Below are 12,779 nucleotides of genomic sequence, written 5' to 3'. Positions count from 1 at the left end.
AGAAACTCCTCAGCAAGGCTTTAGGTTACTCCTCTACATTTATGCTGCATTAAAACAAGCAGTTACATGTTAGAGAAAATCATTCACTATAGTATCCATCATAAACTAATCGTACTGCTGTTTTCCTTTGGCATCATTGCGTTTGGAATTTATTCGCTAACAGAAATCCCTATTGGTGCCGTTCCAGATGTTACCAACAATCAAGTCCAAATCATTACCACTTCCCGGAATCTGGCCACCGAGGACGTTGAAAAATTCCTCACCTATCCCGTAGAGCTAGAAATGGCAAATCTCCCTGATGTGAACGAAATCAGGTCTATTTCAAAATTTGGACTCTCGGTGGTTACGGTGGTTTTCAAGGATAACATTGGCACCTACTTACCCAGACAGCTTATTGCTGAAAAACTTAAGGCCGCTGAGGAAAAAATCCCCGCAGGGTTTGGCAAACCCTTTATGGGCCCCATCTCCACTGGATTGGGAGAAATCTATCAATATGTAATTGAAGTAGATCCTAAATACAAAGACCAATATTCCCTTTCGGATGTTAGGACCATTCAGGATTGGATTGTGAAACGCCACCTATCGGGTATCCCTGGAGTTGTGGAAGTAAACACTTGGGGAGGCTATTTAAAAGAGTATGAAGTGGCCATAGACCCTGAGAAACTAAGAAGCCTAAATATTTCTTTATCGCAAGCGTTTACAGCCCTCGAAAAAAACAATAGCATTGCCGGAGGTGGATATATCGAAAAAACAAACCAAGCCTATTTTGTGAGAGGTGAAGGCATGGTAGAATCATTGCAGGACATCGAACATATTGTGATCGAGAACAGGGAAGGCACACCTATCTTTATTAGGGATGTAGCCTCTGTAGGATTTGGGCATGCTACCCGTTTTGGAGCAATTACAGGTAATGGTGAAGGCGAAAAAGTATTAGGCCAAGTAATGATGTTGAAGGGCGCCAATTCCAAAGCGGTAATTGAAGCTGTAAAGCAACGCGTGGCACAAATTGCTCCTACACTACCTCCCGGCATAAGCATCAATCCATTTCTTGAAAGAAGTGAGCTTATTGAAAAAACTACCTTAACCATTGCAGAAAACCTCATCTTGGGTTGTTTGATCGTGATTTTTGTGGTTGTCCTATTACTAGGTAATTTTCGCTCTGGATTAGTAGTTGCTTCAGTAATCCCTATGTGCCTGCTCTTCGCCCTTTCCCTGATGTACATCTTTGGTGTAGACGCTAATTTAATGAGCCTAGGAGCCATAGACTTTGGGATTATTATTGATGGGGCTGTCATTATAGTGGAATATATCGCTTATAAAATCACCACTCAACGAAGTAAACTACTATCAATCCCTGACACAGAAAAACAAAATTTTATAGATAACATCACTCACATGGGAGCAAGTAAAATGATGCATTCAGCTGTATTTGGGCAACTCATCATCATCATTGTATTCATACCTATTTTATCTTTGGTTGGTGTGGAAGGCAAAATGTTTCGCCCTATGGCCCTAGTATTTTGCTTTGCCCTAATTGGAGCCATGCTACTTTGCTTTACCTATGTTCCGGTTATGGCTTCCTTATTTATCAAACCTACAGATCCCAATAAAACTACCGTTTCATCTCGTCTCGTTTCTTTTCTGGAAAGTAAATACAAACCCACCATGGCTTGGGCCCTAAAAAATAGAAAGTTGGTTCTAACATTGGCATTTTCACTACTTATCGCGACGTTCTTCCTATTTACAAAAATGGGCGGCGAATTTGTTCCAACATTAGATGAAGGCGATTTCGTTATCCAACCTGTACTTAAAACAGGAACTTCTCTGAGCAAGACCACCCAAATCACCACACGTATCGAAAATATATTAAAAACATTTCCTGAGGTGGAACAGGTAGTAAGCCGCATTGGGGCTGCCGAAGTCCCTACAGACCCCATGTCTATGGAAGAAAGCGATGTCATCATTAAACTGATTCCAAAAGGCGATTGGGTTTCTGCGGGGTCCAAGGATGAACTGGCCGATAAATTCAAGGAAGCCCTTTCGGAAATACCGGGTGTCGATTTTGAGTTCACCCAACCAATCGAGATGCGTTTCAATGAGCTCATTACAGGTGTACGGGCCGACTTGGCCATTAAGATTTTTGGAGAGGATCTCGACATCTTGTATAAAAAGGCTCTGGAAATAGAAAAAACAATTCAGCATGTGGAAGGAGCCTCAGACATTACCGTTGAGAAAGTGGCCGGGCTTCCGCAAATGTCTGTTAAATACGATAGGATGAAAATAGCAAAATACGGATTGAACGTGGCAGACCTAAACAATATCGTTACCACAGGCTTTGCTGGCACTCCCGCCGGTACAGTCTTTGAAGGTGAAAAGCAATTTGATTTGGTAGTCCGCTATGATAAGGAGCACCACCGGGACATTCAAGATATTGAAACAGCAACAATTCAACTACCAAACGGCAATCAATTACCCCTAAGTGAATTTGCGACCATCAATTATACAAAAGGTCCTGCAAAAATTTCACGCGACAACACAAAAAGAAGGATTGTGGTAGGAGTCAATGTGCGAAACAGAGACCTTGAATCTGTAGTAAAAGATGTACAAAAGCTAATTAATGCGCAAATCAAACTTCCCGTGGGCTACACCATAGAATATGGTGGTCAATTTGAAAATCTAAGAACGGCCCGTGAACGCCTCATGTTTGCCGTTCCTATTGCACTTGTTTTGATATTCGTGCTGCTCTACTTTGCTTTCGATTCGGTTAAGGAAGCCCTGATCATTTACAGTGCTATCCCTATGTCTGCCATAGGCGGAGTCATTCTACTTTACTTAAGAGGACTTCCTTTCAGTATCTCGGCCGGTGTAGGCTTCATTGCCCTATTCGGAATTGCAGTATTAAATGGCATTGTTCTTATTGAAGAGTTCAAAGATCTAAAAGCACATGGTATCAATAATATCAACGAACGCATTCTAATGGGGACCAAGAATAGACTCCGTCCCGTATTACTAACGGCATCTGCAGCAGCATTAGGTTTCCTCCCTATGGCTATTTCTACTTCGGCAGGCGCCGAGGTACAAAAACCATTGGCCACAGTAGTAATTGGGGGATTAATATCAGCAACAGCCCTAACCCTCATTGTATTGCCCGTCCTCTATGCCATTTTTGATAGAAAAGGCAAGCGCTCAAATCTTAAGCGCCAAGCGGCAACCCTAATTACCTTAAGTATAATGATATGGCCAGAATTTATAATAAGTCAAAATACCCCCCTATCTCCAGAAGAAGCAGTAGCCATAGCCTTAGAAAACAATCAAGGGCTTCAAGCATCTGCTTTAAAAGTAAATCAAAGCGATCAATTAATTGGCAGCGCTGTTGATATTGGTAAAACAGAGATTTATTATAATAAGGACAATAATAACATAGCCCCCAACAACCTTCCCTTAGATGTGTGGGGGATAAATCAATCCATACAATTCCCTACCGTCTATGGCGCCCAACGCAATGTTATGAAAGGCCAACATCAATTATCGGAGGACCAATACAAGATGGATGAATTCATCCTTATCAAAGAAGTCCTAAAGACTTATTATGAAATTGCCTATTGGCAAAACATGAAGCAAAACTACACTTACCTAGACAGTCTTTATACAGCTTTTGCCTATGCAGCGAATAGAAAGTTTGAAATGGGAGAATCGAATTATCTTGAGAAACTAACAGCTGAAACCAAAAAGAAAGAAATCTCATTGCAACTACAACAGGCCGAAGAGAACATTCACAAATCCAATATGGTATTGGGGCAATGGCTTCAAACCGATTCCACCTACACCATAACTCCCTCTGCTTTGGTAAAATTAGAGTTACACCCTTTGGACACTATTAATAATCCTACCCTGCAATATTACAGAGATGCGGCCAACCTTACCGAGAGACAAGTGCAATTGGAAAAACAAAAGTTACTACCCGGTCTTAATTTCTCAATTTTCAATGGTACCAACAATGGGCCTGATTCAAAATCTTACTCAGGCTTTCAAGTAGGGGTTGCCATTCCTGTTTGGTTTGGTTCGCAAAGATCAAAAATACGTGCTGCCCAAACAGCCAATAGCGTTCTTAACCTTGAAAGAGCAAATCAAAAAATACAAATGTCGGCCAAATTTCTAGCCATACAATCGGACCTTAGAAGATTTCAAGAAGCCCTTAACTATTATGAACAATCGGGTAAAGAATTGTCTGAACAAACGGTGTTCCATGCTTTGCAAGCATTTCAAAATGGCGAAATAGACTTCCTGCAATACATCCAATTACTGGAAAATGCCAAAGACATAGAAACCAATTACCTCACTGCCCTATACCAATACAACATGACAGTGCTGGAAGGCAATTATTTAATACCCTAAAAATGAAGTATTCTAAAAATAAGACCATGAAAACCAAACTTATCATTTTCATATATACCTCACTCCTTGTGATGGCATCCTGCACTTCCAATAAAAAGGAAATCCCATTAGAAGAGGCGAATCCCAATGTGGACAACGGGAGTATTCAACTATCCAAAACCCAATTCAAATCCTCTAATATGGTTCTAGGGCAATTGCAAGTGCAGCCCTTTCAGCAATCGGTTAAAGCAATGGGAATGATTGATGTTCCCCCAGAAAACAAAGCCTCCATTAGCAGCTATTTTTCGGGTACCATTAAAAGTATCAAATTACTTCCCGGCGAATATGTAAAACGCAACCAAACACTTTTTACGCTTGAAAACCCACAATATGTGCAAATACAACAGGAATACCTTGAGGCTAAGGGGCAGCTTAGTTATTTAAAATCGGATTATGAACGACAAAAAGCCCTGGCTCAAGAAAAGGTAAGTTCCCAAAAGAGCTTCCTTAAGGCAGAATCCGATTATTTGGTAACCCTGGCAACATTTGAGTCCATAGCCAAAAAGCTAACACTTATGAATATTGACCCAACGTCCCTTTCCCTGGACAATATTCATACCAGCATTGCCATAACCTCCCCTATCGATGGCTACATTACCAAAGTGAATGTTACCAAGGGAGCGTATCTAAATCCATCAGAGGTCGCTGCTACCATTGTAAATACCACCCACCTACATTTAGAGCTGAATGTCTTTGAAAAGGAACTGCAAAAAATTAAAATTGGCCAGCCCATCCTGTTTAAAATTCAAGATGAGGACAACAGTATTTACCAAGCGGAAGTCCATTTAATCAACAAAGCGGTGGATCCAGAAAAAAGAACCATTGCCATTCATGGCCACCTCTCGGAAGAGGCTGAAAAAATAGGCTTTGCACCTGGCATGTATATAGAAGCTCAAATTTTTACCACATCGACTTCTAAACCAGCTTTGCCCTCCGAAGCTATTGTAGAGACGGATGGTAGGCATGTGGTTTTAATGCTTCATGAAAAAACAGACACAGGCTATACCTTCCTCCAAAAAGAAGTACGCCCTGGTATGACCGATAAAAATCAAACTGAAATCTTGAATGCACAGGATTTTAAGGACGACACACAATTTTTAATAAAAGGCGCCTTTAATTTAATAATGGACTAGTCATGAACTCTGCACAGTTGCACTTGGCGCTTACCCACCTACCTCTGGTAGGCATCTTCTTGGGTATCCTTGTCTTGATAGCGGGAATGATTCTAGAACAAAACACAGTAAAGCTTACGGCTTATGCTATCTTTATCTTTAGTGCCTTGATATCCATTTTTGCCTTCTACTCTGGAGAAGGCGCCAAAATTGTACTTGACAATGTGAGCAATATAAGTGAAACCCTCATTCATAAACACGCGGAATACGCCGAGGTATTTTTTGCTGCTTCTCTATTGTTGGGAGCACTATCGCTAATCGGTTTTATTGTAAATGTAAAGTTCTCACAATACGACAAAATCATAACAGTTTGCGTATTACTCTTAGCCCTTATTAATGCCAGCCTAGCAATTTATGTAGGAAGCAGTGGCCACGCCATACGACATTCAGAAATAAGAACCCACACCCAAATGATCCCATTGGAAAACTTGAGCGACTAAATGTTCGAAATGGTATACCACACATATTTATCCTTCTCTTTTTGAAAACACTAATAGACCTCCGTTGAAAAATAGCTAACTTTATCCAACTCTAGATTATATTTAAATAGACGTACCATTATTCCCCCTAAATAGCTCAAAAAATGGAAAAACTTATCATGTGGAACATAATGACACTTGACTACTGCTTTGAAGGCCATGAACTTGGAATTTATAATTTCACAACAGCAATTGGGGACGTGAGCTAAAAATTACCCAATAATACGTATGGCATAGTTTACCATCCTCTCCTATTTTTAATACCGAATTGATTTTTCTTACAAAAATTAAAAGAAATGACTAATTTTATTGAACTCTATCGATAATTCATAAAGCTCCAATTGAACCAATCACACATAAATCCTCAAAATATTTAAACCTTCATGAAATACATCTTAACCTCTATCTGCTTATCATTGCTATTGACTTGCGCTTCTCATAAAGCAACAAAAGACAATAAGTGTCCAAAAATCTACAAAAATGATTTCAAAGAAATATTACATGAAAAATATAAAACGGTTTACAATAACGACACCATAGCATTCAATGAAATTCGATTTGAATGCGTTTATTCTCCTTTCTCCACCCATAAAGTAATGTATGACAAATACGGAAAATGGAATAGAGAAATATTTCCAAGTAATAGTAAACATCCCATACTAGTTTGGGAAAATATTGATGTTTTCTCCAATGGTAAAAAATACACAATATTGACCAACGGGTTGGAAGAATGGAAATATGTCTATGCCTCTGTAATGGTGTTTGACGAAAATGAAACAGACCAATTGTCGGATACTTCACCCGTAAAAGTTTCACTCACCAACTTTTTTGCCGATTTAATACAAAACAATAATTCTGAAAATGAGGAGTTTTATGAAATTTATGGAAATTTGATTCACCCAAAACAGCCGGAAAGCATAAATTAACATCCAAACAAATTGTATTTTCTGATTGAAACCATAAGGTCTTAATATCTTCCTAAAACTTCTTATTGGAAAAATTTTAGTGGAAAGACCTATCCCCAACTGTTACAAATTCAATCACTTGTCGTCTTATAACCACAGAGCTATAAAAGATGGCATTTTCAATCGAACAATTTTTAAAGTCCGGGAAAGACATTGAATATTCCAAAAATGGCTACATCCTGCGGCAGGGAGACCTCTCGAAAAGAGCCTACTTTGTCAAGGAAGGCGTAGTAAGGCATTTTGTCATTGATTTGAAAGGAAATGAAAAAACCATTAGACTTTCCAAGGAAAATGATTTTTTCTATTCCTCCAACATTAGCTTTTGGACTGGCGAACCCTCCTATATAAACTGTCAGGCCTTACTAAATACCAAACTGTTGTACTGGACAAAAAAAGAACTCGACAACCGAAGTACTTCCCAACCAGATTTCCTTGCCTTTGAAAGTGCCAAACTAAAAGACTTTATCATTGAAAAACACAAAAAGGAACTCGCAGGGCTTACCCAAAATGTAACACAACGACTATTGGAATTCAGCGTAAAAAACAGCTCCCTTTTTAACCGAATTCCTCATCATATCATTGCGTCCTATTTAGATATGACCCCAGAAACATTGTCGCGAGTGAGAGCCAAACTTAAAACTGTAAAATATTGATTTAGATCAATGTAAATATATTTTTAGCATTATAGTTTTGTTGGATCAATCATAAAAACATAAAACCATGACAAAACAATCCGCAATTTCATTGGCCTTTGCCCTATTCCTATTGTGCGCCTGTTCGGTTGATACCATTGAAGAATCAGGCGTAGATACAAGCCAATCTAGAGAGTTGCCAACATTCACCAAAATTGAGAGTGAAGGTGTTTTTGAACTACATATCATCCAAAGCAGCGACCAATTGGTGGAAATAACAGCCGACAATAACATCATTCATTTGGTCAAAACAGAAGTGAGCAACAACACCCTGAAGTTATACTTGGACGAGGATAAAAACTACAGGGACATCACAGTAAAGGCCACAATTCAAGCAGCAAATATTACCAGCATCAAAAATTCAGGTACTGGAGACATCACCGTGATGGATGTGGATCTAGCAGGCAATTTTAATATCGACAATTCTGGAACTGGAGATATTACCATGTATGGCATATCCGAAGGCCTAAGTCTTACAAATGAAGGTACTGGAGAGTTTCACGGGTTTGATTTCTTCATCGACCACGGCAATATAAAAATTGAAGGCAGTGGCGATTGTGAAGTGAATTGCAGCAATCAATTGGACGTAAACATTGAAGGTAGCGGCAATATTTATTATATTGGTAATCCCGTTATCTCTGCCCAAATTACGGGATCTGGAGAAGTAACCAATGTCAACTAAAAAAGCTCAAAACCAACCTAAACATTTAAAGTCACCTATGAGATACTTAATGCTTTTCATTACGGCACTTACAGTGTCTTGTGCCCAATCGGTTCAAAAAACACTTAACGATACCAAGCTAACAGAAGAATTGGATAGCTTAATTGAAGTACAGGATTTCTTTCAATTAAAAAAGCGTTACTACTCCCAAAAAAATAATCTGAACCAAGAAAATAGCCTCTACTATGAGGCTATCATTCTGAATCGTTTTAACGACTTAGAAGCATCCAATTCCAAAATTGCCGAATTGCTCAATTTGGAAACTTTGCATCTTAATGACACCATGTTCAACAGGATTTACGACACCAAACTTTTAAACCATGTAAATCTATATCAATATAAGGCTGCGGCAGCAACCAGTGCACATATCTTGAAAAATTACCGCCTTGTGAATGACTCCGCAAAAATTGAAAATTTGGAAAACGAATTAAAGATTTGGACATCCTTGGCAAACATAGGGCCCCAAGAAATTATCAAAAGTGAGGACGCGACAATCCCCATGACCAAAGACAAGGTGGGACTGTTTAATATTGACGTCTCTATTAGCAACAAAACCTACAATTACATTTTTGATACTGGCGCCAATATTTCAGTTATAAAACGATCCTTGGTCGAAGAATTGGGCCTCACCTACATCGAGTCGGATTTTTATGTTACCGCTTTCACAGGTGAAAAGGTAGATAGTGATTTGGCCATTGCCAAAGAACTCAACATAGGAAATCTTACGTTTAAAAACGTGGTGTTTTTGGTCTTGAATGATGAGGATATTTCCTTTCCGCAAATTGAGTATTTTATCAACGGAATTATTGGGTTTCCTGTTATTGAAGCCATGGAGGAAGTGCGCATTTCAAAAGACAATAGCATCTTCACTCCCAAAACAGCAATTGACTACAAGCAAAACAACTTTGCTTTGGACGGCCTTACACCTATCATTGCCGTAAAATACCAAAACGACACCTTAAGCTTTGGATTTGATACTGGGGCCAAAAGCACCTCTCTTTATGCGCCGTTTTACAGAAAATATAAGGAAGAAATTGAACTGCACTATACCGCTCAAACCTTTACATCTGGCAGTGCGGGCGGCATTATTGAGTTTGAAGGTTATGTTATGGATAGCATCCCTTTAAGCATTGGTAATTCCAAAACCACTCTAAGCAGCTTGCAACTTCATAAAAACGATATAGAAGCAGACGTCGATCATTTCTATGGCAATCTAGGTCAGGATTTTATCAAACAGTTTGATGAAATGATCATTAGTTTTAAATACAGTTCGGTGATTTTTAAATAAGCCATTATAGACTTCTAGTCCTTGTGGTTTACTTCCTAAATTTGGATCAAAACCAAAACAACAAACCAAATGCAACCAAAAAAATATACTAACATGACAAACTACATTGATGGCTTCGTTCTTCCCATTCCTAGGGTGTATCTGGACGCCTATAAACAAGTGGCCGAAGAAGTAGCTGAGATTTGGAAAGAGTATGGAGCCATTGCTTACTTTGAATTTGTTGGTGACGATCTGCATTTAGACGGCACAAAATCTTTTATTGAAAGTGTAGACCTTAAAGAAGACGAGGAACTCATCTTTGGCTGGGTGCTTTTTCCATCAAAGGAGATTCGCGACTTAGCTAACCAAAAAGTACCTACAGACCCAAGGATGAAAGAATTGGTAGAACCATTAATGATCCCTAAAAAATTGATTTTTGATCCCAGCAGAATGATCTACGGAGGGTTCAAGCCTTTGATACAATCCAAACAATAGAATTTGAAATATCAAGCAAGTCTGCTAATGGAGTTCAAACAGCAGCTGACAGTGCCTAATTACATGCATTTCTTTTGTTTTTGCCTTATATAGGAATGCCTTTCATAACAAAGTATTTGTATCAAACCCAATCCACAAAAAAAGCCGAACATCTCTGTTCGGCTTTTTGTCGGGGTGGCAGGATTCGAACCTGCGACCTCCTGCTCCCAAAGCAGGCGCGATAACCGGGCTACGCTACACCCCGAGTGGTTATCTAATCCATAAGAACATCGCAATGCCCTTAAATTGGGTGTGCAAATATATAGCTTTTCTTTAAAAACCAACAACAATTATTCATAAATTTAAAAACCTAATAAAATTGCCCAATGACATTCAAAAACCTTGCAATTATATGCAGTCTCACGCTTACCCTCTACTCCTGTGGGCAAAACAAAACACAAGTGAATGATAACCATAGTTATGAGCTCGTCGTCAAGGACCTCGATATCCCATGGGGATTTGTGTTTCTCCCTGATAATTCCATACTCATTACCGAAAAAAAAGGAGCGTTAATACATTTCAAAAACGGCACAAAAATCAATATTAAAGGTGTCCCCGAGGTTTACAACCGAGGACAAGGCGGCTTATTGGATATCCAACTCCACCCCAATTACCAAGAGAATGATTGGATCTACCTCTCTTACGCGTCTTCCGAAGGTGATGACCAAGGTGGTAACACTGCTCTCATGCGCGCAAAGCTTCAGGGCAATGGTCTTGTAGAACATCAATTGTTGTATAAAGCCACTCCCAATACTACCAAAGGCCAACATTTTGGATCCCGAATCCTCTTCGATACTGAAGGGTATCTATATCTTTCTATCGGGGAACGCGGTAATAGAGACGAAAATCCCCAAGACCTAAGCCGTGATGGAGGAAAAATGTACCGTTTTCATGATAACGGAAGTATCCCAACAGACAATCCATTTATCCACACGCAAAATGTAAAACCCGCAATATACTCCTATGGCCACCGCAATCCTCAAGGGCTGGCCCTACATCCTCAAACTGGAGACATTTGGAGCCATGAACATGGGCCTAAAGGAGGCGACGAAATCAACATCATCAAGGCGGGTGCCAACTACGGTTGGCCGTTGGCCAGTTATGGCGTCAACTATAGTGGTACCAAATTCACCCAGAATACTTCTCTTCCGGGTATGGAACCACCTATTCACTATTGGGTCCCTTCCATTGCTCCTAGCGGAATGGCCTTTATAACCAGTGACAAATATCCCGACTGGAAAGGAAATTTATTGGTAGGATCTTTAAAATTTCAGTACCTTGACAACTGTTATTTGAACCACAACAAAGTCGTCAAGGAAGAGCGTCTATTGGACGGTTTGGGACGTGTGCGCTCTGTGGTTCAAGGACCCGATGGCTACATCTATGTAGGCATTGAAAACTTAGGAATTGTCAAACTATTACCCTCAAAACAATGAATCTATACAACCTCTTTATGGTATTATACCTCGCTTTGGGTGCAAACGAATATACGCCGGTACAAAATGCCGCCCAACAGGACAGTATAAAAAAAGGAAAAGTGGTTTATGAAAACTTCTGCATGACCTGCCATATGGCCAATGGCGAAGGCATTCCAAGAGCCTTTCCTCCCTTGGCAAAAGCCGATTACCTAATGAACAACCGAACAGAAAGTATCAAGGCCATAAAATATGGGCTTTCCGGCACTATCGTGGTCAACGGCAACACATTTAAAGGCTCCATGGCCCCCATGGGACTTTCCGACAAAGAAGTGGCCGATGTCATGAATTACATTACCAATTCATGGGGCAACCAAAACGATAAAATGGTGACCGAAAAAGAAGTTTCGGAAATTCGTCCTTGATTATTCTTGTAAATATTTAAATTTGCTTCATCAATAAAGAGGAATTATGCTAGTTATAGGGATTGCAGGAGGAACCGGCTGTGGCAAGACAACGGTAGTGAACCAGATACTCAAACAATCGCCTGATGGTGAGATTGGTATAATATCGCAGGATTCTTACTACAGAGATACCACACACCTTAGTTTCGAGGAACGTTCAGCCATCAATTTTGACCATCCTAGGTCCATCGATTTTGAATTGCTAGAGGAGCACCTTCAAGAACTCAAACAGGGAAACGCTATCGAACAGCCTGTCTATTCGTTCGTAAAGCATAACCGTACGGGAGAAACCGTCACAACCTCCCCTACCAAAGTGATGATTGTAGAAGGTATTTTAATCCTTACCCACCCCGAATTACGCAAATTGTTCGATATTAAAATCTATGTACATGCCGATAGCGACGAGCGTTTGATCCGTCGTCTAAAACGGGATATTACCGAACGCGGAAGGGATTTGGACGAAGTTCTGTCGCGCTATCAGGACACTCTAAAACCCATGCATGAACAATTTATAGAGCCTACCAAGGAATATGCCGATATCATTATCCCTAATAATAGATACAATACGGTAGCCATAGACATTGTAAAATCCATTATCAACCAAAGCCTATAATCTAGTTGACCTTTAAAATAAAA

General features: G+C 39.8%; 11 protein-coding genes and 1 tRNA gene. 11 read left to right on the top strand and 1 reads right to left on the bottom strand.

Going from position 1 to position 12,779, the window contains the following annotated elements:
- The first annotated feature begins 66 nt into the window (after positions 1-66).
- From ZA05_RS13810 to ZA05_RS13775, 8 genes are all read left to right on the top strand, one after another.
- On the top strand, positions 67-4,395 hold the full coding sequence (locus ZA05_RS13810) for a CusA/CzcA family heavy metal efflux RND transporter (RefSeq protein WP_053992274.1): 4,329 nt from the start codon (positions 67-69) through the stop codon (positions 4,393-4,395).
- Positions 4,396-4,421: 26 nt separating this feature from the next.
- Positions 4,422-5,567 (top strand): efflux RND transporter periplasmic adaptor subunit, encoded by a 1,146-nt coding sequence (locus ZA05_RS13805; RefSeq protein ID WP_053992373.1) that lies wholly within the window; start codon positions 4,422-4,424, stop codon positions 5,565-5,567.
- 2 nt (positions 5,568-5,569) lie between these two features.
- On the top strand, positions 5,570-6,046 hold the full coding sequence (locus ZA05_RS13800; RefSeq protein WP_053992273.1) for a hypothetical protein: 477 nt from the start codon (positions 5,570-5,572) through the stop codon (positions 6,044-6,046).
- 422 nt (positions 6,047-6,468) lie between these two features.
- Positions 6,469-7,011, top strand: coding sequence for a hypothetical protein (locus ZA05_RS13795; protein ID WP_053992272.1), 543 nt, complete (start codon positions 6,469-6,471; stop codon positions 7,009-7,011).
- Between the two features lie 149 nt (positions 7,012-7,160).
- Positions 7,161-7,703: a Crp/Fnr family transcriptional regulator gene (locus tag ZA05_RS13790; RefSeq protein WP_053992271.1), complete on the top strand. Its 543-nt coding sequence runs from the start codon at positions 7,161-7,163 to the stop codon at positions 7,701-7,703.
- A gap of 67 nt (positions 7,704-7,770) precedes the next feature.
- On the top strand, positions 7,771-8,424 hold the full coding sequence (locus tag ZA05_RS13785; protein WP_053992270.1) for a GIN domain-containing protein: 654 nt from the start codon (positions 7,771-7,773) through the stop codon (positions 8,422-8,424).
- A complete protein-coding gene (locus tag ZA05_RS13780) occupies positions 8,414-9,751 on the top strand; it encodes a retropepsin-like aspartic protease (RefSeq protein WP_053992269.1) in 1,338 nt (445 codons plus the stop codon). Before ZA05_RS13785 ends, ZA05_RS13780 begins: the two co-directional genes overlap by 11 nt.
- 93 nt (positions 9,752-9,844) lie before the next feature.
- Positions 9,845-10,225 (top strand): DUF1428 domain-containing protein, encoded by a 381-nt coding sequence (locus ZA05_RS13775; protein ID WP_197276097.1) that lies wholly within the window; start codon positions 9,845-9,847, stop codon positions 10,223-10,225.
- A 169-nt stretch (positions 10,226-10,394) separates the two neighbouring features.
- On the opposite strand, the gene ZA05_RS13770 is transcribed toward ZA05_RS13775, so the two are convergent.
- A tRNA-Pro gene (locus tag ZA05_RS13770) sits at positions 10,395-10,469 on the bottom strand.
- A gap of 121 nt (positions 10,470-10,590) precedes the next feature.
- Here ZA05_RS13770 and ZA05_RS13765 point away from each other — a divergent pair.
- The 3 genes from ZA05_RS13765 to udk are packed head-to-tail and all read left to right on the top strand — an operon-like array spanning position 10,591 to position 12,756.
- On the top strand, positions 10,591-11,700 hold the full coding sequence (locus ZA05_RS13765; protein ID WP_053992267.1) for a PQQ-dependent sugar dehydrogenase: 1,110 nt from the start codon (positions 10,591-10,593) through the stop codon (positions 11,698-11,700).
- Positions 11,701-11,717: 17 nt separating this feature from the next.
- Positions 11,718-12,104, top strand: coding sequence for a cytochrome c (locus ZA05_RS13760; protein ID WP_053992372.1), 387 nt, complete (start codon positions 11,718-11,720; stop codon positions 12,102-12,104).
- A 46-nt stretch (positions 12,105-12,150) separates the two neighbouring features.
- Positions 12,151-12,756, top strand: coding sequence for a uridine kinase (gene udk / locus ZA05_RS13755; protein ID WP_053992266.1), 606 nt, complete (start codon positions 12,151-12,153; stop codon positions 12,754-12,756).
- The last annotated feature ends 23 nt before the right edge of the window (positions 12,757-12,779 follow it).

The sequence above is a fragment of the Mangrovimonas sp. TPBH4 genome (assembly GCF_001280505.1).
Lineage (GTDB): Bacteria > Bacteroidota > Bacteroidia > Flavobacteriales > Flavobacteriaceae > Mangrovimonas_A.
The sequence above is the reverse complement of the archived record's forward strand: the minus strand, read 5'-3'. Positions and strand labels throughout refer to the sequence as shown.

Coding starts and splice junctions, on each gene's coding strand:
- ZA05_RS13810 (WP_053992274.1), top strand. CDS start 67: ATGTTAGAGAAAATCATTCACTATAGTATCCATCATAAACTAATCGTA.
- ZA05_RS13805 (WP_053992373.1), top strand. CDS start 4,422: ATGAAAACCAAACTTATCATTTTCATATATACCTCACTCCTTGTGATG.
- ZA05_RS13800 (WP_053992273.1), top strand. CDS start 5,570: ATGAACTCTGCACAGTTGCACTTGGCGCTTACCCACCTACCTCTGGTA.
- ZA05_RS13795 (WP_053992272.1), top strand. CDS start 6,469: ATGAAATACATCTTAACCTCTATCTGCTTATCATTGCTATTGACTTGC.
- ZA05_RS13790 (WP_053992271.1), top strand. CDS start 7,161: ATGGCATTTTCAATCGAACAATTTTTAAAGTCCGGGAAAGACATTGAA.
- ZA05_RS13785 (WP_053992270.1), top strand. CDS start 7,771: ATGACAAAACAATCCGCAATTTCATTGGCCTTTGCCCTATTCCTATTG.
- ZA05_RS13780 (WP_053992269.1), top strand. CDS start 8,414: ATGTCAACTAAAAAAGCTCAAAACCAACCTAAACATTTAAAGTCACCT.
- ZA05_RS13775 (WP_197276097.1), top strand. CDS start 9,845: ATGACAAACTACATTGATGGCTTCGTTCTTCCCATTCCTAGGGTGTAT.
- ZA05_RS13765 (WP_053992267.1), top strand. CDS start 10,591: ATGACATTCAAAAACCTTGCAATTATATGCAGTCTCACGCTTACCCTC.
- ZA05_RS13760 (WP_053992372.1), top strand. CDS start 11,718: ATGGTATTATACCTCGCTTTGGGTGCAAACGAATATACGCCGGTACAA.
- udk (WP_053992266.1), top strand. CDS start 12,151: ATGCTAGTTATAGGGATTGCAGGAGGAACCGGCTGTGGCAAGACAACG.